At 62.4% G+C, this 26503-nt stretch carries 28 protein-coding genes and 1 pseudogene; 6 read left to right on the top strand and 23 right to left on the bottom strand.

Going from position 1 to position 26503, the window contains the following annotated elements; all coding sequences use genetic code 11:
- Positions 1-442: 442 nt before the first annotated feature.
- Together ACIGII_RS04710 and ACIGII_RS04705 are read left to right on the top strand one after the other, a co-directional pair.
- Positions 443-1495 (top strand): hypothetical protein, encoded by a 1053-nt coding sequence (locus ACIGII_RS04710; protein WP_399633897.1) that lies wholly within the window; start codon positions 443-445, stop codon positions 1493-1495.
- 193 nt (positions 1496-1688) lie between these two features.
- The gene (locus tag ACIGII_RS04705) at positions 1689-3974 is read left to right on the top strand and encodes a restriction endonuclease (protein ID WP_399633899.1); all 2286 of its coding nucleotides are present in this window, start codon (positions 1689-1691) and stop codon (positions 3972-3974) included.
- A 97-nt stretch (positions 3975-4071) separates the two neighbouring features.
- Here the strand turns inward: ACIGII_RS04705 and ACIGII_RS04700 are convergent, their stop codons facing one another.
- The 7 genes and pseudogenes from ACIGII_RS04700 to ACIGII_RS04670 all read right to left on the bottom strand — a co-directional run bounded on the left by ACIGII_RS04700 (position 4072) and on the right by ACIGII_RS04670 (position 10805).
- Entirely contained in the window at positions 4072-5823 is a 1752-nt protein-coding gene (locus ACIGII_RS04700) for an ATP-dependent nuclease (protein WP_399633901.1), read from the bottom strand.
- A gap of 99 nt (positions 5824-5922) precedes the next feature.
- A pseudogene (locus tag ACIGII_RS04695) lies at positions 5923-6771 on the bottom strand (site-specific integrase); the annotation flags it as partial.
- A 70-nt stretch (positions 6772-6841) separates the two neighbouring features.
- Positions 6842-7675 (bottom strand): restriction endonuclease, encoded by an 834-nt coding sequence (locus ACIGII_RS04690; protein WP_399633903.1) that lies wholly within the window; start codon positions 7673-7675, stop codon positions 6842-6844.
- Between the two features lie 440 nt (positions 7676-8115).
- Positions 8116-8367, bottom strand: coding sequence for a hypothetical protein (locus tag ACIGII_RS04685; RefSeq protein WP_399633905.1), 252 nt, complete (start codon positions 8365-8367; stop codon positions 8116-8118).
- 241 nt (positions 8368-8608) lie between these two features.
- Positions 8609-9382 (bottom strand): VC1465 family Xer recombination activation factor, encoded by a 774-nt coding sequence (locus ACIGII_RS04680; RefSeq protein ID WP_399633906.1) that lies wholly within the window; start codon positions 9380-9382, stop codon positions 8609-8611.
- A gap of 240 nt (positions 9383-9622) precedes the next feature.
- Positions 9623-9874, bottom strand: a complete 252-nt coding sequence (locus tag ACIGII_RS04675) for a hypothetical protein (protein ID WP_399633905.1) — start codon at positions 9872-9874, stop codon at positions 9623-9625.
- A gap of 241 nt (positions 9875-10115) precedes the next feature.
- Positions 10116-10805: a VC1465 family Xer recombination activation factor gene (locus ACIGII_RS04670; RefSeq protein ID WP_399633908.1), complete on the bottom strand. Its 690-nt coding sequence runs from the start codon at positions 10803-10805 to the stop codon at positions 10116-10118.
- Positions 10806-10949: 144 nt separating this feature from the next.
- Here ACIGII_RS04670 and ACIGII_RS04665 point away from each other — a divergent pair, with 144 nt between their 5' ends.
- The gene (locus tag ACIGII_RS04665; protein WP_399633910.1) at positions 10950-11330 is read left to right on the top strand and encodes a DUF3653 domain-containing protein; all 381 of its coding nucleotides are present in this window, start codon (positions 10950-10952) and stop codon (positions 11328-11330) included.
- Between the two features lie 429 nt (positions 11331-11759).
- Here ACIGII_RS04665 and ACIGII_RS04660 read toward each other — a convergent pair whose 3' ends face one another.
- From ACIGII_RS04660 to ACIGII_RS04615, 10 genes are all read right to left on the bottom strand, one after another.
- Positions 11760-12452 carry a TraX family protein gene (locus ACIGII_RS04660; protein ID WP_399633912.1) on the bottom strand — a complete coding sequence of 231 codons (693 nt, stop codon included), beginning with the start codon at positions 12450-12452 and terminating at the stop codon, positions 11760-11762.
- A complete protein-coding gene (locus tag ACIGII_RS04655; protein WP_399633914.1) occupies positions 12452-13660 on the bottom strand; it encodes a zonular occludens toxin domain-containing protein in 1209 nt (402 codons plus the stop codon). The genes ACIGII_RS04660 and ACIGII_RS04655 overlap by 1 nt, the downstream gene beginning before the upstream one ends.
- On the bottom strand, positions 13660-13986 hold the full coding sequence (locus ACIGII_RS04650; protein WP_399633916.1) for a DUF2523 family protein: 327 nt from the start codon (positions 13984-13986) through the stop codon (positions 13660-13662). The genes ACIGII_RS04655 and ACIGII_RS04650 overlap by 1 nt, the downstream gene beginning before the upstream one ends.
- The gene (locus ACIGII_RS04645; RefSeq protein ID WP_399633918.1) at positions 13986-15410 is read right to left on the bottom strand and encodes a hypothetical protein; all 1425 of its coding nucleotides are present in this window, start codon (positions 15408-15410) and stop codon (positions 13986-13988) included. Before ACIGII_RS04645 ends, ACIGII_RS04650 begins: the two co-directional genes overlap by 1 nt.
- A gap of 159 nt (positions 15411-15569) precedes the next feature.
- Complete coding sequence (locus ACIGII_RS04640; protein ID WP_399633919.1) at positions 15570-15800, bottom strand: major capsid protein; 231 nt, start codon at positions 15798-15800, stop codon at positions 15570-15572.
- A gap of 12 nt (positions 15801-15812) precedes the next feature.
- Positions 15813-16016, bottom strand: a complete 204-nt coding sequence (locus ACIGII_RS04635; protein ID WP_399633921.1) for a hypothetical protein — start codon at positions 16014-16016, stop codon at positions 15813-15815.
- Positions 16017-16020: 4 nt separating this feature from the next.
- Complete coding sequence (locus tag ACIGII_RS04630; RefSeq protein ID WP_399633923.1) at positions 16021-16317, bottom strand: single-stranded DNA-binding protein; 297 nt, start codon at positions 16315-16317, stop codon at positions 16021-16023.
- Entirely contained in the window at positions 16296-17174 is an 879-nt protein-coding gene (locus tag ACIGII_RS04625; RefSeq protein WP_399634247.1) for a replication initiation protein, read from the bottom strand. Before ACIGII_RS04625 ends, ACIGII_RS04630 begins: the two co-directional genes overlap by 22 nt.
- A 154-nt stretch (positions 17175-17328) precedes the next feature.
- A complete protein-coding gene (locus ACIGII_RS04620; protein ID WP_399633925.1) occupies positions 17329-17490 on the bottom strand; it encodes a hypothetical protein in 162 nt (53 codons plus the stop codon).
- A complete protein-coding gene (locus ACIGII_RS04615) occupies positions 17483-17638 on the bottom strand; it encodes a hypothetical protein (RefSeq protein WP_399633927.1) in 156 nt (51 codons plus the stop codon). Before ACIGII_RS04615 ends, ACIGII_RS04620 begins: the two co-directional genes overlap by 8 nt.
- A 148-nt stretch (positions 17639-17786) precedes the next feature.
- On the opposite strand from ACIGII_RS04615, the gene ACIGII_RS04610 reads away from it, so the two are divergent.
- On the top strand, positions 17787-18170 hold the full coding sequence (locus ACIGII_RS04610) for a DUF3693 domain-containing protein (RefSeq protein ID WP_399633929.1): 384 nt from the start codon (positions 17787-17789) through the stop codon (positions 18168-18170).
- Between the two features lie 18 nt (positions 18171-18188).
- Here the strand turns inward: ACIGII_RS04610 and ACIGII_RS04605 are convergent, their stop codons facing one another.
- Positions 18189-18971: a CHAD domain-containing protein gene (locus ACIGII_RS04605; RefSeq protein WP_399633931.1), complete on the bottom strand. Its 783-nt coding sequence runs from the start codon at positions 18969-18971 to the stop codon at positions 18189-18191.
- A gap of 202 nt (positions 18972-19173) precedes the next feature.
- Between ACIGII_RS04605 and ACIGII_RS04600 the strand changes: the two genes are divergently transcribed.
- Positions 19174-20250: a hypothetical protein gene (locus ACIGII_RS04600; RefSeq protein ID WP_399633933.1), complete on the top strand. Its 1077-nt coding sequence runs from the start codon at positions 19174-19176 to the stop codon at positions 20248-20250.
- Between the two features lie 87 nt (positions 20251-20337).
- On the top strand, positions 20338-21156 hold the full coding sequence (locus tag ACIGII_RS04595) for a transporter (protein WP_399633935.1): 819 nt from the start codon (positions 20338-20340) through the stop codon (positions 21154-21156).
- A gap of 37 nt (positions 21157-21193) precedes the next feature.
- Here ACIGII_RS04595 and ACIGII_RS04590 read toward each other — a convergent pair whose 3' ends face one another.
- The 5 genes from ACIGII_RS04590 to ACIGII_RS04570 form a co-directional block, all read right to left on the bottom strand.
- On the bottom strand, positions 21194-21784 hold the full coding sequence (locus ACIGII_RS04590; RefSeq protein ID WP_399657424.1) for a hypothetical protein: 591 nt from the start codon (positions 21782-21784) through the stop codon (positions 21194-21196).
- Positions 21785-21982: 198 nt separating this feature from the next.
- Entirely contained in the window at positions 21983-23239 is a 1257-nt protein-coding gene (gene glp, locus ACIGII_RS04585; RefSeq protein WP_399633979.1) for a gephyrin-like molybdotransferase Glp, read from the bottom strand.
- Positions 23236-24234, bottom strand: a complete 999-nt coding sequence (moaCB, locus tag ACIGII_RS04580; RefSeq protein ID WP_399633980.1) for a bifunctional molybdenum cofactor biosynthesis protein MoaC/MoaB — start codon at positions 24232-24234, stop codon at positions 23236-23238. The genes glp and moaCB overlap by 4 nt, the downstream gene beginning before the upstream one ends.
- A 7-nt stretch (positions 24235-24241) precedes the next feature.
- The gene (moaA, locus tag ACIGII_RS04575; RefSeq protein WP_399633982.1) at positions 24242-25243 is read right to left on the bottom strand and encodes a GTP 3',8-cyclase MoaA; all 1002 of its coding nucleotides are present in this window, start codon (positions 25241-25243) and stop codon (positions 24242-24244) included.
- Positions 25244-25378: 135 nt separating this feature from the next.
- Positions 25379-26299, bottom strand: a complete 921-nt coding sequence (locus tag ACIGII_RS04570; protein WP_399633984.1) for a M14 family metallocarboxypeptidase — start codon at positions 26297-26299, stop codon at positions 25379-25381.
- Positions 26300-26503: the final 204 nt, after the last annotated feature.

The raw sequence follows: 26503 nt of genomic DNA, 5'->3' as shown, positions 1-26503 counted from the left end.
CATGGCCCGAACAAGTGCCATCATATGGCCCCAGGGGCGGCTAACCACAGCCGGACGAACTGATTTCATCCCGTGCCCCCAAGGTTCTTGAGCTCTGCTGCATTCAATTACGAATTAATAGTCCGAGTGCAGCGAATTCAGTGTCCGTTTCCGCCCGAAAGCGTATCTTGGCCCAACGGGCCGGGCATGCGAGCGGCAACACAACATTAGGATTAAGGAGATTTATCTAGGGTAGGAAAGAAGCCTTTCGCCCGGGCCCGGACGACAACCTCGGCGCGCGTTGATCGAGCAAGAACAAATCACACGATTGTTTGTTAGTATTAGGTACCGCAATATCGAGCCGCACCAGGGAGGAGCCCTCTTACGCCATGCTGTGCACAGGCTGTTTGACCGGCTCTGGGATTTGGCCATTCTGAGGTTTGGCTATAGGGAGATACTTCTTGTGAGAGATCCGATTGCGCTTCATCAAAAGTTCGAATCGATCGTGGTTGAGCTCTTTGAGTTAATGGGGATGCTACCCGTAGAAGTTGAAGGCGACAAAGGATGGGATTTCACCGCCGCCCGTCGTTATGCCGTCGAGATCAAGTACTACCGGACGGCACGACCACAGCTTGGCTTGATCAAGCGCGCGGCAGCAGCCGTAACCGCCATCGCGACTAGCCGTGACCTTCACCCAATTCTCGTGGTTTCTTGCAATCTTACAGGTCAGCAGCGACTGCTTATAGAGCAGGAATTTGGGCTGACAGTTTTTGATAGGATTGACCTTCTAATAAGTGCGAGCAGATTCGAGGAGCTTGCCAAAAAGCTGGCTCCACTTCTAGAAGACGAGTCAGGGGAGGGCCTTCCTGCCGACGAAGGGCGCGATGTAGGAGCGACCCTCCTGCAGACATCTACTCGTGATGGCAGCACCTCACCTTCGCGACAGGCGCAGCCTTCAATAGACAACGTTCGCCCCCCTTCGACGGAAGGCTACGACCTATGCCAGGAACTTCACGCGCTCGCATGTGGAACGAAGACCTGGCGCAAGTTCGAAGACCTTTCTGAAAGGGTGGTCGACTACCTTTTCGGTGAGCACTTTCTTGAGAAATCTCGCCAGAAGATTACCGATGATGGTCTTTCCAGGTACGACCTAATAGCGCGGGCCACTCCCCAGACGGACTTCTGGGCCTTCATCATCAATGAAGTTCAAAGTCGATACGTAGTGTTTGAGTTTAAGAACTACTGTTACAAGATAGGCCAAGGGCAAATTTTAACCACTGAAAAATATCTGCTGGGCCACGCTCTGCGAAAATGCGCCTTCGTGTTCAGCAGGAGTGGGGCTTCGCCATCTGCTGACAAGATGGCTCGCGGAGCGGTGCGCGAGCATGGGAAACTAATCATCGTCCTGAACGACGATGATTTGTGCAGCATGCTTCATATGAAAGACAGTGGCTCTGACCCCACTGACTATCTTTTTCAGTGTGCGGACAAGGTATTCATGACACTCTCTCGCTAAGGCGTGCGCCTAGTCCTACCCGCCAAAGTTCTACGGCGCTGCACCGCTTGGCGGGGGTTATGACTAACGCCTACTACTGCCTGACAATAGAAGCTGCCATGGCAGGGGAATAGACGAGTTATCGGGAGTAGGGAAGGGCAGCTTCCGACCGTACTCCACTGCGCACCATTTGACCCGTAGTAGAATTCGGTCCATGTACGAACTACACACTCTTGGCTGGCACAGCTTTCAAAATCTTTGTCTGACGATCCTGCGCGAGGTTATGGGGCAGACTGTCGAGTCGTTTCTCGATGGAAACGATGGCGGGCGCGACGGAGCATTTTCTGGAACTTGGAAGCCGTCCGTTAATGAGAACCTCGCCGGGCGTTTCGTGATCCAGTGCAAGCACACCAGCCGCCCTGCTTACGTGCTGCAACTAGCCGATTTGACCGATGAGGTGGAAAAGGCCAAACGCCTCGTCAATGCAGGTCGATGCGACTGCTATGTTTTACTGACGAATGCCGGCGTCACGGGGGCGCGCGTGGAAGAGATCGAGGCGCTCTTTCTGGCTGCCGGTGTCAAGCAAGTGGTCGTGTATGGGGCGACGTGGCTCACGCAACAGATCCAAGAGAACAAGCGTCTTCGCATGTTGGTGCCGCGCGTGTACGGCCTGGGTGACTTGAGTCAGATCCTCGACGAGCGCGCGTATGCTCAGGCACGCGCCATTATCGAATCGATGCGCGAAGACCTGGCCAAGGTCGTGGTGACGGAGGCCTATCAGCGGTCTGTCGATGCTCTTGACCGGCACAGTTTCGTGCTACTGGTTGGCGAACCTGCTGCAGGAAAGACAACGATCGCCTCTATGCTGGCAATGGCGGCCCTGGATCAGTGGAATGCTTCACTGTTGAAGTTGGATGAGCCGGCCGAAGTTGCTAAACGTTGGAACCCAGACGAGCCGTCCCAGTTCTTCTGGTTGGACGATGCGTTTGGCGTGACCCAGTACGAAGAATTCCTCGTGCATGGCTGGAACCGCGTCCTGCCGCAGCTCAAGCCCATGCTGCGCAGGGGCGCCAAAATAGTGATGACTTCGCGTGACTATATCTACAATCGAGCGCGTCGAGACCTGAAGGAGAGTGCCTTTCCTCTTTTCAAGGAGAGTCAGGTGGTCATCGATGTTCACGAGCTCACCGGGCATGAGCGGCGGCAGATCCTTTACAACCACCTAAAGCTCGGCAAACAGCCGAGAAGCTTCCTCACCAATATCAAGCCCTTTCTCGAAACCGTGTCTGATCACCCGCGTTTCATTCCAGAAATGGCACGGCGCTTGGCCGATCCGTTGTTCACTAAGGGTCTTTTTATCGACTCGTACTACCTTGGTCAGTTCGTGGAAAAGCGTGAGCAACTGCTGCACGAGGTGCTGCAAGCATTGGATGCCAATAGCAAGGCCGCGCTCGCGCTCATTTACATGAGAAACGACCGGCTGACGAGCCCGATCGAGCTGGAGCCCGCAGAGGTCGACGCACTGCAACGCCTGGGCAGCGATCTGGGCGGCTGCATCAGTGGCCTGGAGACACTCGCGGGCAGCTTGGTGGTTCGTACCAGTGCCAGCGGGGAGGCCCTGTGGCGCTTCAAACACCCGACCATTGGCGATGCTTACGCTGCTCACCTAGTGCAAAGTCCGGACTTGCTAGGCATCTACCTACAGGGCAGCGACCCGGCGCGACTGCTTGAGCAAGTTAGCTGCGGCGATGTTGGTATCGAGAAGGCCGTCGTAGTTCCCATCGCGCTGTTTCCGGTCATGCTGAGCAAACTAGATCAGATCGGGGAAAGCAAAGTGCACAAGGATTCATGGCTGTCGCGGTTCGATGCGCGACGAAAGCGTCTGGGATTCTTGTCCAATCGCTGCTCGAAAGAGTTCCTCACAGCTTACTTGGACAAGCACCCCAAGCTTCTCGCCTCCGTCTCCAGCCCGGGACTGGTGCTCAGCGTCGTACCAGAGGTGCGTTTGGCGGCACGTCTGCAAGCTCTTGGGATACTACCGGAAGCTAATAGGCTGGAGTTTGTCCGTACCGTCAGCCAATATGCGATCGACGGGCGAGACACCGACGCGCTGGATAACGCCACGATTCGCGAGGTCTTCACGGACTCCGAACATGCCTCATTGGTGGCTCAGGTGCAGGCGCAACTGCTTCCGAAATTGCACAGCGTGCGGATCGACTATCAAAGCGACTGGGACTCGGATCGGTCTCGGGAAGACCATATGTGGTCGTTCCTGGCCTCACTGGAAAACTTGCGGCGCTGCTATCAGCACGACTCTGCTGCACTCGCCATCATCGAGTCCGAGTCGAGGCAGGCCACCAATTGGATCAATGAGGATGGCAACAATCCCGCTTCGCCGGCGCCGCGGAAGCTTGGCAAGCTCAAGTCACACCCGGAAGCAAATCAAGTGCGGGGCATCTTCGACGATATCGACGCTGTCCAGGAAGCGTCGGAGAACTAGTTGGCAGTTTTGTAGCCGACATGCTTAGGATTCAGGTCAGCTCATTGGTTGCCAGAGCCGGCGGCAGGGGATGCACAGGGGGCGGAGTTAGTAGCGCTCATGCGGCAGCATCCTCATTTCCTTCGAGTGCCAGACATTTAACAAACAGCTTTCGAAGTTCGTCGATCCGGCCTTGATCAATGACGCCCGCCTCAATCGATTTCAACGTGTGGAGCGGCTTCTGATCGTCCCGGACGGGCAGGTTCAAGCCTAGAAACTTCTCCATACACTCATTGATGAAACACGCGGCGGCGAGCCGGTTCTCACTCAGCTTGTTTTTCAGCATTTCATTCACCACCTTGTGGTGGTCTTTGTCTTGGTCGTCATCAAGCATCAGACCATAAGGAATGCCGAACCCTTCAAGAAGGGCAATGTAGCGGTGCAGGTTATACTTGCCCATTGCATCGACGATCGCCACGCGATGCCGGCAGAGATCATGCCAATCGCGTGCAAGCAGCCATGCAAATAGGGCCTTTTCGGTTGCGCCCTCCACAAGAAGTACTCGGTCGGCGAAGAACATCGACGCACGGTCGGAATCTAGCCAGAGCTGATAGCGAAACCGCTCCTCCTGCTCGGCAATGGCTGCGTCCTCGGTTGCTCCTTGCAAAAGCTTTCGAGCGCTCCCTTTAGCGTTGCCAGGCACAGCCGGATCGTTGACGTACGCCTCCAGCCATGTCTTGAATTCATACCCTTGCCCAAGTACACCACTGAGGTCTGCCTTCTTGACCTGCCCGATGCCACTGGTCCCGTTATTGCGACGAACTCGAACAATCTGACATAGATCGTCAGCGACCTTCCCAACGAAGACTGTCGAATGGCTGGTCACAATTACCTGCTGGGCGTCTCCGCTCCCCAGCCTGCGAAGGTGGTAAGCCATGTTTTCCTGCTGGGCTGGATGCAGAAACGCTTCTGGCTCTTCGAACAAGATAAGCGTGAAATCCGGGTCAAACTCTTTCTTTCCAGCCACTTTAACATCAGTGAAGCTGGGCGCCAGCTTGATAAGTTCATATAGGAACGACCGCTGAAACCCGTGGCCATAGCGGTCAAGCGCAAACAACGTTTCGCCGAGCATCGCGTCCACGAAGCCATGACGAATCAGGTTTTTCGTGATGTCCTCCGGTGCAACCGGGTTGACACCCATGTCAAAGCGAATACCCCACTGCTCGATGGATTGGTTGATGGGCCCTGAAATCCGCGACAAGAACCCTTCCTCACCACGCGCCTCATCATTCAATTTCGAGAATGCGCTCTCCATCTCCTTGAAGGCTTGGCTTTGTGCGATCACCCGCTTCAGCATTAGGTTGAGCATGTCACGTAGTGGCGACGGACCGCTGGTCTTCATCTGCTCGGCAGCAGTGGTCAGCGCCGGAATGTAAATGATGCTCCCGACCTTCGCGGTTCCAACATTCTTGGCCCCATAAAATAGGTCTTTCTCCGGCTCACCTTTGACAATAGCGTAAATGTTGCTCTGGCTGACCTTGAAGCGCTCCTTGTCCGTGGACTTAAAATAGCGGCGAACGGTAAGGTCGCGGCCCTCGGCACCTTGCTTATACTTGTCCGCCAGCCCATCCCACTCCGCTTCTGTCAGGTGGAATGAAAGCTCTACCCAGGACTCATCAACCTTAGCACCGGGCATCTTCGGGAGGTCATCATTTGAATGCTTAATGTCCTCGTAAAAAGCCCGCAGGGCAGCAACGATGTTGCTCTTACCTGCATTGTTCGCGCCCACGATCATGGTGTAATCGTGGACTTCGATGTCCGCGTAGGCGATTGAGCGGAAGTTGTGAATGCGTAGCCGGCGGAGCTTCATAGTTCTTTCCCTGAACTCTATTGGACGGAAATCTGCTTGAGTAATAATGGAAGCATGGCAGCCCACGGATTTGCAAGTTCGCGACAGGCTGTCTAAGACTCAGTCTTCGAGCAAGCGGGCAGCGGGGTTAGCTGAGGCTTCGCCGGCCTGAAAGTACCCCACGACGCTCGACACCGACCGATGCTCGGTCAGTTGGATGATCGCCGGCAGCGCCACGCCCTGCCGACTGGCTTCGGTCACGAACCCCGAGCGCAGGCTGTGCCCGCCAAAATCTCCCTCCAGTTCGGCCAATCGCGCCCGCCGCTGCAAGATTTCACCGACCGCGGCGGAGGACAGGGCAGGGCCGACGCGCTGTTTCCATAGCCTCAGGAAAATCGCCCCCTCGGTGACCCCGGACGCCTCTAGCCAATCCTGCAGGGCGACGGCGGCTCGATCAAGCACCGGCTTGTCCGGGGTCGAGCTCCCGGTCACGCCGGCCTGCTGGGTCTTGCTGTGCTCCAGGCGGTAGATGTAGCCCGCCTCACCGATGCGGCGCAGGTCGCGCAGGTCGGCGGCGGCGATCTCACTGCGCCGGCGCCCACCGCTGGCAAACCCGAAGCAGAGTAGGGCACGATCCCTTATACCTTCTAGGCTGTCGTCGCAGGTGGCCAGCAGGGCTTCCAGTTCAATCAACGTGATCGCCGTTCTCTTGCGCGGGCGTTCGCCGCGCTTGACTGCAGCCCGCGCCGCGCGGCTGAGCACGGTACGGATCGCCGGCTGCTCGCAGGGATTAGCGACTTGCTTGAGCCGGTGCGCAGTGGACAGCACGGCAACGCGATGGCGCACGGTGGCCAAGGTCCAAGGGCCGAGCTTAGCCTTCAGGCCAGCGGTCACCAGGGCCCGGACGACGGCCGGCGGCAGCTCCCACACCAGCTCACCATCGCGCGAGCGTCGCTGGACATGGTCGACTCACCAGTGACGCTCACCCAGGGAAGGCGTGTAGCGAAAATCAGGATCATTGCCAAATGAGAAAATCCCGCTAGGGCTGATCTGCGCTACCCCTGCAGCGCGGGAACCGACTGCACCCCATAAAGTGCTCTCCAGTTCTGCGGTTTTTTCGCTGTACTAGCATGCTGCCACATCTGGGGCATGCCTTGATCGACCCAGGTATTAGCTGCTGCTTGGGAAGAATAGGTTCAACTGGGGAGGAGGGTGCTTGCGCGGACCTTTGCACTTCCTTGGCTGCATGAATCATTTCCAGCAGTGTCACGCCGTCAATCAGCTCGATGGCCTTGCCTCGCGCAAATGCCTCCGCGTCAGGTGTGAATGTGCCCACGCAGACGATTTTGACCCCATCCGCACGGTGGTGGGCTAGAAGCCCCGCCATTTCCCGTACAACACTCACACCTACCTGCCGACGCCTCCATTGCTTGCACTGGACCAAGACGCGCTGGCTACCCTTGCAGAGCACAAGGTCGATTCCCCCATCTGCGCCGCCCAAGCCCGTTTCCTCTACAACGTACCCTTGACGCCGGAATGCCTCACCCACCAGCTGCTCGAACTGGCGCCAACCGGGAGCAGCCAAGCTCTCCAGCGTGGTACACGTATCCAGGAGGATTCGGCGACGGCGGGCGCCAAGAAAAGATAGGAGGGCGGCCAACCAGCACATCGCCAGCAGCAACCACGCCAAGGGCGACAGCGCCTGCCAGAAGCTGCTGGCGAGGCCGTGAGCCAGCCCGCCGTCCTGCCGCGAGAACCACCAAGGGATGGCGTAGCGAACGCCACTGAAGAGAAGGATGCCAACCAGGACGCCAATGGGCCATGGCACTCCGACCAGGGCATCCATTCCGCTTGAAGCTCTTTTACGTCCCATGTAATTGCCTGACTTCCTTCAAAAAACAAGCGCAAACAGCGGGTCAATTGCCTGAAGGCGCCATTAGACATGAATGCAAGTGTTGTGGCACGAATTCGGGGCGAAGAAGCCTTGGAGGGTGACGGCAAAGCGGCTCGCCCAGCGCGATTCGCCTAACATTGCATTTCGCATAATGTATATTGGGCCGACTTAATCGACATGGGTTAATCCCTTGGGTCTGCTGATTATTATCGCGAAGTTACTCAACCGGCAAGTTCTTCCATTTACTTGAGCAAGAAGAAGGTCGGCATCGAGAGTTATGTAAGCCGCTGAGGGGGTCCGAGGACGGGTCCAAACCGTGACGGCAGAGCGGGGCATCCATGCCCCGTATGCGCAGGGGTTCCACCCCTGCACCCCGGTCCCAAGTGTGCAAGCGTGTCGCCCGGGCTCGGCACGCCGCCTCATTGCTGACGCTCGATGACATGGCCGTGCCCGCCGAGGCGAGCTAGCTTCTTGAGCTGCGTCTGTGCATGAGCGATGGACTTGCAGATGTCTTGCCGAACGCCAGCCATAGCAATGCGTTCGGAGAGCGTCACAGAACCCTGCCGCTCGGAGCGGTCTGCGTCCACCGCATCGAGCATGCGGTAGTAGGACTCCAGCAGGGTGCGATAGATGTTCGCGCGCTTCTCGGGGTTGCCCTGGTGATGGATCACAGGTCACCTCCATCGATCACATTGACGGGCGCATGGTCCGCGAGCCGAGGTGACACACCAAGCTGATCAACGGCACAGGCCTCGCAGTAGTGGCCTACGCCCACCTGCCGCCAGATGTAGTCGCCAAGAAGGGGATCGCGATCACAGTGCCGGCATGGCTCGGTGGTCATGCGTTGACGGCTGCGATGCTGCAACCAGCGGCTTTGGCGGCCTAGGTTGAGGGTGCGATGGCGTACGAGGGTCATGCCGCACCCCCAGACGAAGCGGGGCGGGTGATAGCTGATTTCGGGCGTGACTTGTGGGTCAAGCTATGGCTCCCCCGACCCCCTCGTGACAAGGGGGGTCGGACGTCCTTAGCTGGACCCACACCGGCAGCGGCTTGCCGCTCTTTTGTGTCCTTTCCGGTGCCCTCAGCTCCGACCTGCGTTGCGTTGCATCTGCCAGGGGTCTGAGGAGCCTCGCTGCTGGCCGTGCGGCCGGGGAGGCTAGATGCTGCCGATCCTACCTGCGTCAGGAGCGACGTTGCAACCCCTGCAAGCGCCCCGGGCTCCATGCCGGCCTGACGGCCGACATCGGAGCCCTCTGAGGCCGTGCCGGGCTTCTCACTGCGCTGCTCTCGCATGATCGAGCGGAAGGCTTCGGCTTGCCTGATCGCTAGGGACCACCATGCAAGGTCCGCCGCAGGGAACGTGTGGCCCTCAGGAGTGTGCAGAACAGCGCCACAAACGTGGAAGTTGGACCACGCCTGGTCACCCAGATAGCGACCGCTGGAAAGCATCCGAAGCAGCTTGAACGAAGCGTGCGGGATGCGAGTACGACCAGCCTCCCAGTTCTGGATCGTGCGCACGCTGACCTGCAGAAGCTTGGAGCAGGACCGGTGCGTCAACCGTAGCTGAGAGCGGTCCTGACGGAAGCGCCTGGCACGGTCCAAGCGAAGAAGAAGTTGCCGGTTCCGGGCCTTAGCGGAGGCATCCTTGATTTCGCATAATGTATATTGGGCCGACTTAATCGACATGGGTTAATCCCTTGGGTCTGCTGATTATTATCGCGAAGTTACTCAACCGGCAAGTTCTTCCATTTACTTGAGCAAGAAGAAGGTCGGCATCGAGAGTTATGTAAGCCGCTGAGGGGGTCCGAGGACGGGTCCAAACCGTGACGGCAGAGCGGGGCATCCATGCCCCGTATGCGCAGGGGTTCCACCCCTGCACCCCGGTCCCAAGTGTGCAAGCGTGTCGCCCGGGCTCGGCACGCCGCCTCATTGCTGACGCTCGATGACATGGCCGTGCCCGCCGAGGCGAGCTAGCTTCTTGAGCTGCGTCTGTGCATGAGCGATGGACTTGCAGATGTCTTGCCGAACGCCAGCCATAGCAATGCGTTCGGAGAGCGTCACAGAACCCTGCCGCTCGGAGCGGTCTGCGTCCACCGCATCGAGCATGCGGTAGTAGGACTCCAGCAGGGTGCGATAGATGTTCGCGCGCTTCTCGGGGTTGCCCTGGTGATGGATCACAGGTCACCTCCATCGATCACATTGACGGGCGCATGGTCCGCGAGCCGAGGTGACACACCAAGCTGATCAACGGCACAGGCCTCGCAGTAGTGGCCTACGCCCACCTGCCGCCAGATGTAGTCGCCAAGAAGGGGATCGCGATCACAGTGCCGGCATGGCTCGGTGGTCATGCGTTGACGGCTGCGATGCTGCAACCAGCGGCTTTGGCGGCCTAGGTTGAGGGTGCGATGGCGTACGAGGGTCATGCCGCACCCCCAGACGAAGCGGGGCGGGTGATAGCTGATTTCGGGCGTGACTTGTGGGTCAAGCTATGGCTCCCCCGACCCCCTCGTGACAAGGGGGGTCGGACGTCCTTAGCTGGACCCACACCGGCAGCGGCTTGCCGCTCTTTTGTGTCCTTTCCGGTGCCCTCAGCTCCGACCTGCGTTGCGTTGCATCTGCCAGGGGTCTGAGGAGCCTCGCTGCTGGCCGTGCGGCCGGGGAGGCTAGATGCTGCCGATCCTACCTGCGTCAGGAGCGACGTTGCAACCCCTGCAAGCGCCCCGGGCTCCATGCCGGCCTGACGGCCGACATCGGAGCCCTCTGAGGCCGTGCCGGGCTTCTCACTGCGCTGCTCTCGCATGATCGAGCGGAAGGCTTCGGCTTGCCTGATCGCTAGGGACCACCATGCAAGGTCCGCCGCAGGGAACGTGTGGCCCTCAGGAGTGTGCAGAACAGCGCCACAAACGTGGAAGTTGGACCACGCCTGGTCACCCAGATAGCGACCGCTGGAAAGCATCCGAAGCAGCTTGAACGAAGCGTGCGGGATGCGAGTACGACCAGCCTCCCAGTTCTGGATCGTGCGCACGCTGACCTGCAGAAGCTTGGAGCAGGACCGGTGCGTCAACCGTAGCTGAGAGCGGTCCTGACGGAAGCGCCTGGCACGGTCCAAGCGAAGAAGAAGTTGCCGGTTCCGGGCCTTAGCGGAGGCATCCTTGATTTCGCATAATGTATATTATGTTCAGCGCAGCAAGGCGGCGGCTGGCACGGATGTTGCCTCTGCTCCCGTCTCAGCCAACGAGACGGAACCTCGCCCATGCGTGATCGCACTCTAACCGGCCCTTGGGCCGGTTTTTCGTTCAAAGGTGGCCGGCTGGTCACGCCCGAGGGCCGCGAACTGCTGCCAGAGGATCTGGCTTGGCTGTCGCTGACGGCAGCGATCGCACAGGAATGGCGAGAAATGATGGATGACACACGCCGCAGCTATCTTCCCAAGGACCGCCACGGAAAGCCTTGTGGCAGTGGCGTCTCACAGGGGCGATTCCCAGCTGGACGTAGAGCGGCCGTGGTCAATCTGAAGGACTACGTGCGCAGGACCTACGAGAAGCGGTCTGCGGTGGCAGATCCCGGCCCCGGCGCCGCGCCCACGCCGGCAGTCCAGGCGGAACGTGGGCAGATGCCATCCTTGCGCGGGTAAGGCGTTGACCGTAGGGGCTGCGCGCCCCTACACCCCCGGCTAGAATGCGCGCAGGACGCAGCCTAGGGGGCTTCATGGAACGAGAGCGACCGGAGTACCTACCCGCCATTCGCAACAGCCGCTGGGAGTTCCCGTGGCTGCTCGTGATAGGAATCGTGCTGCTGGGAGTGATGGCAGGCGGGGTCCACATGCTCATCCGCACCAACGCGGCTTGGGCCGAGCGATTCCAGACAGCAAAAGAACCGCCGCGAACAGTGGATCCAAGAGCCGCGCGCGACGCCTATCTTGCAGAAATGCGTCTGCGGAGAGCAGCCGCCGCAATGGAAGCAAAGAGGGCACGCGCTGCCGAACAGGGCGTGAAGTCTGCCGAGATGAGGTGCATTGGAGGCACCCTCTTCCGCGGGATTCCAGGCGGGTGGGAGAACGTTCCTAACCGCCAATGCTGACGAATGTGGCCAGTAGCGCTAGGTGGCCCACGTAGTACCCGTAGAACGCCCAGCGCGTGCGAGACACCTTCCAAGACAGGTCCGCGAGCAGGAACAACGGCAGCGCCAGAAACGCCCACCCGTTGCCGTTGTACGCGCAGAGCATGCACCACGGCAGCACCATCACGAAGGGGAAATCTCGCCAGTCCGCCAGCGTCTCAAAATACAGGCCGTTGATGCTGGCACCAGCCTGAGGCAGTTCATCCCGACGCGACCGGAACCAGTGCCATGCCCCAAGGACGAACACTATCCCGGCCCACTGATAGTCAACCAGCAGTGGCGCCGGGACGACCGCCAGCAGCAACGCGACCCAGCGGCGTGACAGGATGCACCACACAGCAAATGCAGCGAGTGCGAACGCAAGCAGTACGTTCAGCGGGAGCCAGTACCCGAATGCGAGCGCATGAAACGGCTGAGCAACGACGCCCCACACGAGAAGCCGACGAACCGACTTGCCCACATCAGCACTTGGCTGCGCGAGGTTATAGGCCATGACTAGCGCAAAAATCGGGAATGCGATCCGACCCAGCTCGCTGACAACCGGGACGTATCCGCCGAAAAACACCTTTGCCACATGGTCGCCAGTCATCAGCACCACGGCGAGCCACTTGAGAGCCTCACGCGAACCGCTGGTCATCACATTTCCCTCGTGGTGTCGGCGGCCTTGGTCGATGTCTTATAGGGTTCCGACTCCGGGAAAGACCCGAGCGCACGAATCTGCCTGTTGATGACGCTGCCTTCCAGCGTCGGTGAACCGCCCTGCCCGGCAACCTGCTGTGCTTGATGGGCCTGCTGTGGCTCAGTCTCCGAGCGGTTCTGGCGGCGCTCCCGGTAAGGGTTGTACACCGGACCATACCGGGCAAGCGTGCGGCACTCAGGCTGGCTGATGTCGTAAGCCGTGCCCTGTTCGGTGAGGCACGTGCAGCTACCCGACTGTCTTTTCCCGTCACCGTCAAGGCCATCCATCGACGACATGCAGATCAGCAAAGGATCAGCCGTAGCACTCCGCTCATCGAACACAGGTGCAGTCCAGGGCATGGTGGCGATCCGGGGCAAGTGGTCCTTGGCGTATTCCGAGGCTGATTTCCACCGGAGTTCGTGCGGCTTGGCAGTGGACCCGCCTGACGACGTAGGGGCCGCATCGGCTGACGCCGATTGCGTCCCCTTTCCGGTTGCTGCTGCGGCCACCGACGAAGGCTTGAGACTTTGATAAGCAAGGTAGGCAAGGACGACGACAGCAACCGCAATAACCGGAAGTGCCATCACCTTCCATGGAATGCGTGGCTTGATCGTATGCACCTCGGCGGACTTGTATTGGCCGAATATCTGTGACGGCAGCAGTCGTGTGTTCCGCTGGGCAAGATCGCGTTTCGCAGAGGACTTGATTTCCTCGTTCAGTTCGCCCCAGCGGAACACGTCGATCATCTTGGTGCCAAACCTGCGCACCACGTGAGAGTGCGTGCCGATCAGCCCGCGAACGAACGGGTAAAGCTGGTTCGGCTGTTGCGTGGTCCACACGAAGTCAAGGCCACGGTGCCGATGTTCTGCAAGATCAAGAACATGCTTTGGGGTCTGCTGACGCGTTGCATCGTGCAAATGCCCGAACCACTTCCATGCTTCGTCAACGAAGATCATTGCGCCATTGGGAACAATGTACTCCCCTGCCCCGTCCTTCTCGTTCCAGCGCCGCGGGTCATCGAGCAGGGTGGCGAGGCCGTCCTGCAGGCCGTCGATTCCGCAGGCAAAAATCGGGCGATCACCCTTCTTGGCCTCTTCGACCAAACGCTCCATCATGAGCGCCGTCTTTCCGTTACCCGGCTGACCGGTATATAGCTCAATAGGCATTAGGGCTTCGCTCCGAAACCGCGCTTGAACAGGAACAGCCGGCCTTGCATGATCGCGTGCTTGGCCGCGATGGCCGAGATGATCATTGTCAACCCACGGTCGAACTGCAGAACGCCTGCCCAGGCCATGGCCGCCGCGCCCATTTCGCCACCACCGCCAAGGCCCTGTGCATGCTGCCGCAGAAGGTCAATAGCAGGCTCTATGACCATCTTGATGGTGCCGAAGTTGATGCCAAGCCATGCAAGCGCAGTCATCACGAAAAGACCAATGCGCGACCGAAACAGCCAGCCAAGCCCCGTAAGCAAAAGTCCGATAAGTTGCGGCATTACTGCGTACCCCCACTACTGATGATCCGAAGCGACAACAACGACGCGATGATCAGGACAAACTGGCCGCCAAGTATCATCCAGTTACAGAACGCGCTGGTATCGACATTGATGGTCTGCCCCATAAAGGAAAGGGCTGGGATCGTCGGGCATGTGCGGCTGTAGCCGAAGCCAGCTGTATCCGGATCAAACTCACCGGGGTAACCGCCATTGCCATATCCGGATTCATCACTGAACGCACCAGCGGGGTCCCCTGCATCACCAAGATCGGGAGTTCCGGCATTACCCGTAAGTGCGTTTCGGATGGCCACAAGATCCGGGTTGCTGCCAGTACCGGTGCCAGTGGACGAAGCAAGCTTCTCCACAGCGCATGCGGTGCGCCACTGCATCAAAAGCCCGCTGTATTCCAGAGCGTCACACTTCTCGCCCGTGCAGACGGGCGGCTGAGTGCACATGCCACCAGCGATGTTCCGGTTTTTCCGAGTATTGCAATCGATCCGCCACTGGATCCTCGCCTGTCCGCACATGATGGGGGAGCCGCTGCACGAGGGAGGTTCATTGCAGCTATCGCCGCCAGAGAAATCATCAGCGGTTTCACCGTTAGGGCCCTCGCCTTCCTCGCCCGCGTCCGGCTCACCGTCGCCGTCCGCATCCTTCTTGCAAGTCCCGTCCTTACCACGCACTTCACCCGCAGCGCACTGGCCCTCGCCGGGCAAGCAATTTCCATCAGGCGACTTGATTTGACCTGCTGGACATTCATTTGCCTCATTCTTGCAGCTGCCATCAGCCTGCAGAACCTTTCCTGCTGGACACGGCTCGGGCGCGCATTGGCCAAGTGAGTTCTGAGCTTGACCATTCGGGCACTTACCTTCGTCTGGCTCGCACGCTGAAAGAGCCGAGTTCCACGAATACCCGAATTTCGCCTTGCACTGCTGCTCGTCGTAGTCGTTGCAGGTGCCAGGGACCGACGTGTATTTGCCGTTGAAGTACCCGTCGCCTGTCGAGTACCACGCCTGTTGGCAACCGCCATTACACGTGACCGAACCATTTGTCGGCTTTCCGCCTGTCAGAAATGGATACGGCCCGTTCCAATCGGGTCGCTTCTCACACGTATCGCCGTAGTGAAAGCCGCTGCTATTGCTACCGTCCGCGTTCCTACAGCGGACTGCCCCGCCGTTGCTGGCCTCTTGAACCGCGCAGTCATAACGCGGGCTTCCAAAGCTCACGCAATCCTGCTGGACCTTTGGTTGCACGTTGGGGTTAGCTTGCTTGAATTCTTGAATAGTGCGAGCAATTGCTGCCTTGCACATGCTGAACGCCTTGCCCTGATCGCACGCAAGGCCATTGGGACAGTCAGCCGCTCTGGCAGTTTCCGGGACGCCGATCCCGGCAAACGCGAGCAACAGGGGGAGCAGGATGCTCAACCACGCCAGCCGCCGCATTAGTCGAATTCCACAAAGATGATCGCGCAGGCAACGCACCACGCCCCAAGCCAGATCCACCCTTCCATCGCACGCCCCACAGTGTCCAGGTACTACAGAAAAGACCGGGGGGAGGGAGTCGGCCCTGCCCCCCGGTGGCCGTTACATGGCGCGACGCACCCACTTGTAGACCTTGATGCCCACCAGCACGCCCAGCACAGCCGTGCCAATCTGCGCGATGGGGCCAGCAGCCGCGACGATTGCCGATACGACGTCGCCCACGTCCACGCCACCACCGCCCGCTGCGAACGCCGGGGCCGATGCCAGGGCAGCGGCGGAAACGGTGGCGACGGCGGCGGTCTTGCCCTTGAGGGCCTTCATGAACTTCTGCATTGCTATGTCCTCCTAGGACTGTTGGATTTTCTTGCGAATGAGCCGGAACGTGTACGCCACAGCCCACAGGAGCGCGATCTTTGCCCCTATCAACTGCGCATCCTCAATGGGCAGGTCCGGCAACAAGCCCGGTTGAGGAATCCACATCACGGCCGTGCAGGTCCCCGTGGCCGTGTCCAGGTTCGATTCAAGGCACGCGGGGATCAGCACGGCCATGGTTTTACGCCCGGCCCGGCGCCGGAGAAGGCGTCAGCAGGCGAACGCGACGACCGAACTCAAGGCCGCCGAATTTGTTGTTCTGCAACGACGTCGGGCACAGTTCGTAGGTGCCGACCTTGTAGGGCTGCTGGTCGTCGTCCAGACCGATGGTGAACGGCAGCGGGAAGTCGTTTTCGCGGATGACGGCGGCCTTCTGCTCGCGGAAGTTGACGGCGGCTTTGCCGTCGCGTGCGGGGAAGCTGCGCGTGGTGAATGTTTCGGCGAGGATCTGAACTTTCATAGTGGGATTACCTTCCAAGCGATAGTCCGGCCGAATGCAAAGGTCACTCGCCATGGGGACGGCCAGAACTCCCCGGTGAGCTTGTCGAAATACCCGCCCTGGCACTTACGGATGTCGGCATCAACGCCGAGCGCATCACGTGCCGAGATGGGCGACTTCCACCACCGCAGTTCGCGGCGGGATTCTTCATTGAGGCCACCGACGCCATGCGTGCGGAAACCCTTGGGAAATTCACCAGCGGTGATGTTGGTGAACTTGGAGGCGTACTTGGCCATGTATCCAACGGCGTTGCGCGCCAATTCGAACTTGCTCGAGCCGTGCGGCCACCAGCCACGCGTATCGACCCGACCGAACCACATGCCCTGCGGAACCCAAACTAGGAGATGGTAGTGGGGCCATCCGCGTTGGGTGAGCTCCCCAACCCAGAGGTAACGGAACACCTGACCCGCGAGCCGTCTGAGCCGAGCGACAGTTCGATTGAAGTGGCCGCGCATGCGCTTAAGTAGCTCGCTAACGTCACGAGGGCCGCTACGGCTTCCGTCTCGGTAGGTGAGCGTGACCATGTACCACGCGCCACGGCGCGATCCTTTCTTCGCTTCTTGATCATGAAGGCGTGCACTCGTAATGACGGACTTCCGCATCCGCTGCGCCCGCTGTAAAAGCGGATCAATTTCGATGGAGAGACGACCGGTCTTCGACGCGGTGTCACTTGTTTTGTAATGGACAAGCCCAAGGGCCAGCGCTTCGCGCTGGCCCTCAGCGGTCAGCGCGAGCGGCGCTGCTTTCATGTATTCCGACAGGGAGGCGCCAGAGGCGCGCTTGTGGCGCGAGACGCTTTCAGAGGCCATTTCGGTACGGCGTGCAGCGGCCTGCATCTGACCGACTGATGCGTCGAACGCGACCAGCTCGGGGCGTGGCGGCGGAGGCACCGCGTCCAGGCGGATGCGAGCGTTCTTGCTCGTACAAGCAACGCACAGCCGACCGGGGAACAGGTAGACAGTGGATTCGCCACAGAAGGAGCAGAGCTGGTCAGTCACGGCGACGCCCCACGAACAACCAGACCACCCACGCGAAGATCAGGTATCCGTAGACCCCAACGCCAACCCAAATAACCACAGCAAGGAACAAATCCAGCGGGGTCTCAGGAGGTGTTTTCAGAAAATCAATGACACCGCTGATGAACTCAGTCACGGCGAACCTCCGCAGCTGCCCGGGCAGCGAATGCGGCGTCACGAATCACACGGGTTTTGTCTTCCTCGCGGCGGTCCAGTACCCACGCCCCGAGTCGAGCCAGACCGATCAGCACGCAGGCCGCTGCTACGGCGGCTACGGTGAACATCAGACCTTCCATGCCCTACCCCTTGCCCCTAGCCCCTAGAAGACCCGCCAGCGGTCTAGGGGAGCTGCTGGCGGGTGTGTCTAGCGCTGCTAAGACACGGGCGCATGTATAGTTCCGCTGAGACACCACTGTCAAGGGGTACTAAGACGTGACCGCCACCAACGAACTGCTCGACGCTGTGCGGAATGCAGCAAACATCCCGTCCGACAACGTTTTGAGTCAAAAACTGGGGATCACCCGCGCAGTAGTAAGCGCGTGGCGAAAGGAGCTCTACCCGGTGCCGGATGAGCGAATTGCGCAGCTTTGCACGATGGCAAAGCTGGATGGGCCGACCTGGGCGGCACGAATTCATGCCGAACGGGCTCAGTCCCCGGTCGAGCGCGCCATGTGGAAATCAATGCTGGACAGGTTGAGCGCGGTCGCTGCGGTGGTCGCGCTGGTGTGCGTCAGCTTCCCGGGCGTCGCGAACGCAAAAGCCAGTGAAATCAATGCTTTGCGCGTCACGACTGCGCATATTCTGTATATTATGTAAAACGCAATCTAGCCAAGGTCACCCGACATGGCCCTCGACCCCGGCGGCGTCCAGTTCCCGCGTGATCAACCCCATCACCCCAGCCTTCCCCTTACTGGTCGGCATCTGCCGAACCAGGTTCCGAAGCAACCTCACATCCTGGTTCCATCCCAATCTGTCACTGATCCTGTGCAGCTGCTTGCCTTTCCGGGAAGCAGCACTTTGCACCTCGGCATCTCCCTTGAGCGCCCCAAGCTGCTGTGCGGCATCCAGCTGCATCCGCAGCCGTCGCACCCGTCGACGCCAGCGGTGCGTGGCTTCGGGGTCGTCGCCAGCTGCAGCCCGGTTGGCAGCCTTTCTGACTCGACGTTCGCCAACCTGCAATGCGGTCCGGATCGAGCGTCGCCGCAGCGAGTGCCACGGTTGAGGCTCCAGGCGTTCAACCAGCCGTTCAATGACTCGCCGCCTGCGAAGAAATCCAGGGTCTACGGCCAGCGAACGCTGCAGAATTCGCCTACGTCGATACTCCAGCGCCGTGATCACCGGCTCCCAGGCCAGTTCCGGACGCGACGCCCGCAGCCGCGTGGCTGTCTCCACCACCACATGCGCGTCCCGCATGTCCGACAGGCCCTTGCCCAGTCGACGCAACGCACGGTCGTCAGGTTCCAGGTCCAAGTCCTCATCGGCCAGCAGCGCCATCAAGGCCCGCATTCGTCGAATGGCCTTGCGTGCCACGTGGATCGCCTCGTTCTGATCGGTCGGGGCCGGCAGCGCGTTCAGAATTGCCCGCGCGTCTTTCAGCAGAAGCGCTTTGGCAGCCATCCCGGGTGCGTGTGCTGACATGGAGCGGCCTGTGGCAGGAACGATGCCCGGAGTGTAACCACTGGTATGCCCTCTGGCGTGACGCGTCACGATAAGCGGAGGGGCCACGCACAAGTACTGGTCCGTGGTCAGTAACAATACAGAGGTCGGCGAGCGACCTGCGTGCTGAACTGAGTGCAGTTCCGCCACCGCCAATGCACCGATGCAAGCACATCGCCACGCCGTTTTCCGCAGCGTCCCGCTGCACGTGCCCTTGGCCGTCCTGCTGCTGGCTGCAGGTTGCAGCACGCTGGGTCCACAGAGCATCCCACGCGATCGTCAAGGCTATTCCTATGCCATCGGCGAGTCATGGAAGGAGCAGACCCTGCTGAATATCGTGCGCCTGCGCTATGCCGATGCGCCGGTCTTTCTGGATGTGTCGTCCATCGTGGCCTCGTATGCCGCCGAAGGCCAGGTCGATGGCGCGGTGACCTTTCCGCCCGGCGACAGTGGTACACCCACGCTGGGCGCCTACGGCCGTTTCACCACGCGGCCTACCATCTCGTACGCGCCGCTCACGGGCGACAAGTTCGCGCAGAGCCTGCTGCGCCCCATCGCCCCCGCGTCGGTGTTCCAGATGATCCAGGCCGGCTATCCGGCCGATTTCATCCTGGGCGCCACCACGCGTGCCATCAACGGCCATTACAATCGCGCCACTGGCGTGAACACGCGTGACGCCGATGCTGGCTTCACCGAGCTCACCGATCGGCTGCGTCAGATACAGCGCGCCGAAGGGCTGGGCATGCGCATCGAGCGCCGTGAGAATGGCGATGCCACCCTGCTCTTTTTCCGCGGCCAGGCCGAGCCGCGGCTTGAGCAGGAGGTGGCGCGCGTGCGCGAGCTGCTTGGCATTCGCAAGTCGCCCGAGTTCAACCTGGTCTACGGTGCCACCGCGCGCAATGACGCCGAGATCGCCCTGCTCACCCGGTCGATGCTGGAAATCCTGCTGGACTTCTCCAACTGCGTGGAGGTACCCGCCGAGCATATCGCGCAGGGTCGCGCGTTTGGCGGCTACCCGTCCGGAACGAACGATTCGCGCCGGCGGCTGGCCACCATCCACAGCGGCAGCACGGCGCCCGCAGATGCGTATGCGGCCGTCCGCTACCGCAGTACGTGGTACTGGGTAGACGACACCGACATGGATTCGAAGCGCGCCTTCGCATTCATGATGGTGTTCTTCTCCCTGGCCGAAACCGGCACATCGGCGCCGGCGCCAGTGCTGACCATCGGCACCAACTGACTGCTAGGTAAAAGTACGCAAGACAGGGCGTTCCTGCCTCCCGATACTTTGAGTCGGCTGTACACCCAACTACCAGGAGCAACGCCCATGACCGGACCGCGCATGCATCCCGGCTATTCCCACGGCATGGCACTGCTGCTGGTGGTGGCGGCCTGCGCGCTGCCGGCAAGCGCCGCCGCACAACAGCAGGACGCCGACGCGCTGGCCAAGCAGCTCTCCAACCCGGTGGCAGCGCTCATCAGCGTGCCCTTCCAGTACAACTACGACCAGACCTGGGGCGAGGACGGCCATCGCCACCAGTTGAACATCCAGCCGGTGGCACCGTTCTCCATATCCGAACACTGGAACGTCATTTCGCGCACCATCCTGCCGGTGACCTACCAGAAGGACATCATCCCCGGCACCGACCAGGCCGGCATCGGCGATATCACCCAGAGCTTCTTCTTTTCCCCGAAGAAGCCCACCGAAGGCGGATTGGTCTGGGGTGTTGGCCCTGCACTGTTGTTGCCGACCGGCACCGATGACCTGGGTGCGGATACCTGGGGCATGGGCCCCACGTTCGTGCTGCTCAAGCAGTACGGCGCGTGGAGTTACGGCGCGCTGGTCAACCATATCGTCGACGTCGGCGGTGGCAGGCGCAGGGTGGACATCAGTTCCACCTTCATCCAACCGTTCATGGCGCGCGGCATCGGACAGGGGCGCACGGTGGGCGCCAACCTGGAATCGACCTACGACTGGGAAGCGAAAGAGTGGACGGTGCCGCTCAATCTCTTCTACAGCAAAGTGTCCAAGCTGGGTTCGCAGATGCTCAGCTACCAGGGCGGGATACGTGCCTATCTGGATACGCCACGCGGCGGGCCGGACTGGGGCGTGCGCTGCACCATTACCCTGCTCTTCCCGGAATGACGCCCCTGCCCCGCCGTGCGCAGGCGTGCTGGCGGCGCTAGAGCAGCGGCGGCACGTCCAGTGAGCGCTCCCCGGCCAGTGCGCTGGCCTGTTGCCGGGCCTGCCGTGCCGGGCCAGCGTCACCGCGTTTGCCATACAACGCGGCCGCCATCCAGGCCACGCGGTAGTCGGTTGCGGTGTAGGCATCCAGTTCGCCCAGCACCGCCGTGGCCTGTTCGAACTGGCGGGCCTCCATCAGGATGCGGGCACGCAGCAGGTTCGCGCGTACACGATCATCCGGGCTGCCGTCACGATTGGCCACGGCCAGCGCCGCCTGTGCGTCCGCCAATGCCGTCGTGGGATCGCCAAACCGATGCTGCACGACGGCGCGGGCGAAGGCATCGGCCGGGTCGGGTGCTGCCTTGTGCGCGGTGGCCTTGTCAGGCCGCAGCCAGTGAACGGCATCGGCCTGGTTTGCCGCCGCCTGCACGGCGGTGGTGGCAAGCGCGCCGTCGCGTCGTTCCGCCATCGGGGCGGCATCCCGCACCCACTTCCCTGCCCCACGCAGATCGCCGCGGGCCAGCGCCAGGGCCATGCGCAGGCGTGCCACCGCCGGGTCTTCCGCAGCACTGCGGGCCAACGCATCCATGGCGTCGGCGGCCTGGCCCAGGTCGCCGGTGGCCAGGGCAACGTTGGCGCGCGCGTTCTGGCGTGGGCCAGCGTGCTGCCAGCTGGGCCTGCAGGGCCCGGCGCAGGTCCGCGACCGAATCGCCTTCCACCTCGACCTGCAGTACCCGCTCGGGCACCAGGTCGGAGAACGCGCCAAACAGCTGCAGCTCGATCGTCGTCATGTCACCTCCATTGCAGCCAGGCGCACCGGATCGCGGTGCCCCCAGCCCTGTACCTGCACCGGCGTACCCGCCCGTGCCATGTCATCTTCGCCGTCCAGCACCACCCAGGCATTGGCCTGCACCATCGACATCAGCCGGAACGATTCCTGCCCGGCCAGTACCCGCGCCGACAGCTGTCCGTCCGCGCCCAGTTCGACCTGCGCGCGCGCGTGGAAACGCATCCCGGGCGGCTTGCGCACATCGGCGCGCAACGGCAGCTGCAGCGTGGCTTCGGCGGCCATGCCGAGCAGGCGGCGCAGCACCGGTTCCACGAAAAAGCGCTCGCCCACTGCGGCCGACACCGGGTTGCCGGGCAAGCCGAAATACAGCACGCCGTCGGGCAGCTGCGCGAACAACAGCGGCTTGCCCGGACGGATCGCCACCTTGTGCACGTGAATGGTGGCCCCGCGCGCGCGCAGCGCATCGGGGATGAAATCGTACCGGCCCTGCGACACCGCGCCGGTGCTCAGCACCAGCTGCGCACCCGCGTCCAGCGCCGCCTGCACCGCGACATCGAATGCGGCCGGGTCGTCGCCAACCACGCCCTGCCGGACCACGCGGGCCCCGGCCGCCTGCAGACGGCCGACCAGATACGGCCGGTTGCTGTCGCGGATCTGCCCAGCGCCCAGCGCCTGCCCGGCGTCGGTCACCAGCTCGCGGCCGGTGGAGATCACCGCCACGCGCGGCTGCGCGCGCACCGCGACCTGGCCCACGCCGGTGGCATGCAGCAGCGTGCAGGCGTTCAGGGACAGGCTGCTGCCCGCCACCAGCACGGTTTCACCGCGGCCGACGTCCTGCCCGCGCAGCCGCACGAACTGGCCGGGCGTTACCGCCTGCAGCAGCGCGATGCGCTGCGGGCGTCCCGACGCAGCCGACAGCACACGCACCTGTTCCACCGGAATCACGCTGTCCAGCCCATCGGGCATGCGTGCACCGGTCATGATTTCCCACGCGCCCTGCCCGCCCACGCTGGCGTCGTCGCCCGCGGCCTGCCAGCCCTGCACGTCCAGTTCGGTGCCGGCCTCCATCGTCACGCCATCGCAGCGCAGCGCGAAACCGTCCATCGCTGAATTGTCGAACGGCGGCAGGCACTGCGGACTGTACACGTCGTGCGCCAGCACCCGTCCGTCGGCGTCCTGCAATGCAACGGTCTCCGCCGGCAGCACATGGGCACAGGCCAGCATCCGCTGCAGCGCGTCGGCGTAGGGCATCATCGGTGGTCACCGCCATCGATCATCTGCAGCGCATGGCCCAGCACCGGCGCCAGGATGTCCAGGCACTGGCTGGCGGCGCGCGGACTGCCGGGCAGCGCGAACACCAGCATGTTCCCCAACTGCACCACGTCGGCGCGGCTCAGCCAGGCCAGCGGGGTGTGCTGCGCGCTCAGGCTGCGCACCATCTGCGCCAGACCGTCCACGCGACGCCCTTTCACCGCCAGCAGCGCTTCGGGGGTCAGGTCACGCGGTCCCAGCCCGGTCCCGCCGGTGCACAGGCACAGCCGTACGCCGGCCGCTTCCAGTGCCTGCAGCCGGCCCGCCAGCGGTTGTACGCCATCGGGCAGCACCTCGGCCGCGGTCACGCTGCCGCCCAGGGCCTGCAGGCCCTCGACCAGGCGCGGACCAGACAGGTCCTGGTAAGCGCCGTCGCTGGCGCGGTCGCTGAGGGTGATCACCGCGCAGGCGGCGCCCTGCAGCTGGCGTGGCGCGCGCGGCTGGTAGCGTTCGCGCTCGGCCGCGTCCATGCCTGCCGGATGGATCCACACGCCACGCTTGCCGCCTTCCTTGAACAGCAGGCGCACCGCGCTGATCTCCAGCGCCGGCTCGACCGGCTTGCTCAGGTCGTACAGGGTCAGCAACGCCGCGTTGACGCCGGCGAGCGCTTCCATCTCCACGCCGGTACGCGCCTCGCTGGCGCATTCGCACCAGACCCGGATCGCCTGCCGTTCCGGTACCGGCGCGCAGTGCACGCGGACCAGTTCCAGCGGCAGCGGGTGGCACAGCGGCATCAGCATCGAGGCCATCTTCGCCCCCTGCAGCCCGGCCACTTCGGCCATCACCAGTGCATCGCCCTTGGGCAGGCGGCGCGCGACGATCAGCGGGTAGGCCACCGGCCCGGCCAGCAGTTCGCCCACTGCCACCGCGCGGCGGCGGGTCACGCGCTTGTCGCGCACGTCGGCCATGTGGAAGGCCACGGACAGGTCACCACTCATCTGTAGCTCATCCTCCAATCGAGGCCAGGTTCGGGGTCAGCCCGGTGCGGCCCTGGTGCAGGCCATGACCCGCGGCCTTCAGGCCCAGCTGGGTGGTGATGCGGGCCAGAAGCGCGTCGCGGTCATCGTCATGCTGCAGCAACGGCCGAAGCGGCACCCCGAACTCGCCGAACAGGCACAGCCGCAGGTCGCCGCGCGCGGTCACCCGCAGGCGGTTGCAGCCTTGGCAGAAATCCTGCGAATACGGCGCAATCACGCCGATGCTGCCGCGATGCGCGGGGTGGGTGTACTCCCGCGCGGGGCCGGCATCGGCGGCGCGCGGGCGCAGTCGCCAGCCGGCGGCGAGCAGCTGCTCCACCACCGTGCCGGCACTGACGTGGTGGCGCTGGAAATAGTCGGCGTTGTCGCCGGTACGCATCAGTTCGATGAAGCGCACGCTCAGCGGTCGCTCGCGCAGGAACTCCATCCATGCCGGCAGTTCGTCGTCGTTGAGCCCGCGCAGCAGCACCGCGTTGAGCTTCACCGAGGCCAAGCCCATCGACTGGGCCAGGTCCAACCCTTCCAGGATCTCCGGCAGGCGGTCATGCCCGGTGATGGCGTGGAAGCGGTCGCGGCGCAGGCTGTCCATGCTGACGTTGAGCGCGGTCAGGCCGGCACGGTGCCAGCCGGGCAGGCGCCGCGGCAGCAACGTGCCATTGGTGGTGATCGCCACCTTGCGGATGCCGGGTGTGCCGGCGACGCGCGCGATGATCGCGTCCAGGTCCCGGCGCAGGCTGGGTTCACCGCCGGTCAGGCGGATCTTGTGCATGCCCAGCGTGGCGAAGGCCCGGACCAGCCGGCCGATTTCATCCACTTCCAGGAAACGCGGACGCCCGTCGGCATGGTAGCCGTCGGGCAGGCAGTAGCTGCAGGACAAGTTGCACGCTTCGGTCAGCGACAGGCGCAGATAGGGGAAGCGGCGACCGAAGCCGTCGGCAAGCAAGGGACCGGTCGATACGGCAGCCGTCATGGTGCTCCCTGGAACCGGCAGCAACGGCCGCCGGCAGTGTGGAAACCCGTGCTGCCGGACTACGCCGGTGTGCACGCGCGTCAACCAAGGGCAACGCGCGCGCGCCGTCAGCTGTAGACCGTGAAACTAGCCGGTCTACGGTGACGACAATGCAAAATCCAGCCCCGCGCGCACCGCCGCCACCTGCGCTGCATTGCACTGCGCGGGCGTGGTGCGCGGGCTGTCCGGGTACACTTCGGTGGTGGTGGCAAAGCGCGCGTCGGTGAAACCGGCGCAGGCGCCGATCGAGCGCGACTCGCCCCAGACCACGCCCGGAGACTGCAACGGCAGTCCGACCAGGTTGCCCTGGGCGTCGGCCGGGGCGATGTGGGTGATCGGCGCCACCGCCGCGATCAGCGCCCGCTGGAAGGCCGGTTCCGGGTTCTCGCTGTTGCCGATCACGTAGAAGCCATCCGGAATGGTGTCCGGCACCCAGGCCTTGCCGTCGCGCGCGGCCAGGGCCGGATCGAATTCATGGGCGTCGCTGTCGGTGGTTTCGTGCAGGTCCAGATGCACCAGCAGGGTGTCGTTGCGCGCTGCGATCCAGCGCATCAGCGCGGACGACTCGGTGATCTGGCCGCCGTCACGGAAGCTGCGGTTGGGGTCGAGCGCATCATGGTTCCAGCGCTGGATGCGCTCGTAACCCCACGGGCACACGCAGGGCGCCACGATCAGGTTGATGCGGCCGGCGTAGTCGCTGGCGTGGTCGCGCAGGAACTGCAGGGCGCCGTGCACGCCGCTGGTCTCGTAGCCGTGCACGCCGCCGGTGACCAGTGCGGTGGGCAGCGCCGGGTTCCAGTCGCGGGTCATGGCGAGCAGCAGCGGGTAGGCGTCGCTGCCGGCCTGGAGCTGGCCATAGTGTTCGATGGTGAATGCTTCAGGCAGTGCGTGCAGCGCGGTGACGACGTCATCGGCGTAGCTGCGCTGCACGCGCTGGCGCGCGCGCCATGCGACGCGTTCGGCGTCGCCCCACGGGTGTCCGGGGGTGCCGATGGGGTAGAAATGGGGGGTGGTCATGGGGCGCTCTGGGGAATCGGTTGGTCGGTATTGTAGAGGCGTGCGCAGGGGCTACGTGCGCAGGGGCATGGCTTTGACACGCATGGCGTGTCACTACGATCCTTGGTCGCTCGGGTTTGGGGTCGAACGTTGGGGGTGGGCTGCATGCGTAGGGACACGCCATGCGTGTCGAGGGGGCCGACACTGTCGGCCCCGTTCCCATTC

It is taken from the genome of Stenotrophomonas sp. NPDC077420, assembly GCF_044543385.1.
Lineage (GTDB): Bacteria > Pseudomonadota > Gammaproteobacteria > Xanthomonadales > Xanthomonadaceae > Stenotrophomonas.
This window is presented reverse-complemented; position numbering and strand designations above follow the sequence as displayed.

Coding starts and splice junctions, on each gene's coding strand:
- ACIGII_RS04705 (WP_399633899.1), top strand. CDS start 1,689: ATGTACGAACTACACACTCTTGGCTGGCACAGCTTTCAAAATCTTTGT.
- ACIGII_RS04700 (WP_399633901.1), bottom strand. CDS start 5,823: ATGAAGCTCCGCCGGCTACGCATTCACAACTTCCGCTCAATCGCCTAC.
- ACIGII_RS04690 (WP_399633903.1), bottom strand. CDS start 7,675: ATGGGACGTAAAAGAGCTTCAAGCGGAATGGATGCCCTGGTCGGAGTG.
- ACIGII_RS04680 (WP_399633906.1), bottom strand. CDS start 9,382: ATGTCGATTAAGTCGGCCCAATATACATTATGCGAAATCAAGGATGCC.
- ACIGII_RS04665 (WP_399633910.1), top strand. CDS start 10,950: ATGCGTGATCGCACTCTAACCGGCCCTTGGGCCGGTTTTTCGTTCAAA.
- ACIGII_RS04660 (WP_399633912.1), bottom strand. CDS start 12,452: ATGACCAGCGGTTCGCGTGAGGCTCTCAAGTGGCTCGCCGTGGTGCTG.
- ACIGII_RS04655 (WP_399633914.1), bottom strand. CDS start 13,660: ATGCCTATTGAGCTATATACCGGTCAGCCGGGTAACGGAAAGACGGCG.
- ACIGII_RS04650 (WP_399633916.1), bottom strand. CDS start 13,986: ATGCCGCAACTTATCGGACTTTTGCTTACGGGGCTTGGCTGGCTGTTT.
- ACIGII_RS04640 (WP_399633919.1), bottom strand. CDS start 15,800: ATGCAGAAGTTCATGAAGGCCCTCAAGGGCAAGACCGCCGCCGTCGCC.
- ACIGII_RS04635 (WP_399633921.1), bottom strand. CDS start 16,016: ATGGCCGTGCTGATCCCCGCGTGCCTTGAATCGAACCTGGACACGGCC.
- ACIGII_RS04625 (WP_399634247.1), bottom strand. CDS start 17,174: ATGCAGGCCGCTGCACGCCGTACCGAAATGGCCTCTGAAAGCGTCTCG.
- ACIGII_RS04615 (WP_399633927.1), bottom strand. CDS start 17,638: ATGTTCACCGTAGCCGCCGTAGCAGCGGCCTGCGTGCTGATCGGTCTG.
- ACIGII_RS04605 (WP_399633931.1), bottom strand. CDS start 18,971: ATGGCTGCCAAAGCGCTTCTGCTGAAAGACGCGCGGGCAATTCTGAAC.
- ACIGII_RS04600 (WP_399633933.1), top strand. CDS start 19,174: ATGCAAGCACATCGCCACGCCGTTTTCCGCAGCGTCCCGCTGCACGTG.
- ACIGII_RS04595 (WP_399633935.1), top strand. CDS start 20,338: ATGACCGGACCGCGCATGCATCCCGGCTATTCCCACGGCATGGCACTG.
- ACIGII_RS04590 (WP_399657424.1), bottom strand. CDS start 21,784: ATGGATGCGTTGGCCCGCAGTGCTGCGGAAGACCCGGCGGTGGCACGC.
- glp (WP_399633979.1), bottom strand. CDS start 23,239: ATGATGCCCTACGCCGACGCGCTGCAGCGGATGCTGGCCTGTGCCCAT.
- moaCB (WP_399633980.1), bottom strand. CDS start 24,234: ATGAGTGGTGACCTGTCCGTGGCCTTCCACATGGCCGACGTGCGCGAC.
- moaA (WP_399633982.1), bottom strand. CDS start 25,243: ATGACGGCTGCCGTATCGACCGGTCCCTTGCTTGCCGACGGCTTCGGT.
- ACIGII_RS04570 (WP_399633984.1), bottom strand. CDS start 26,299: ATGACCACCCCCCATTTCTACCCCATCGGCACCCCCGGACACCCGTGG.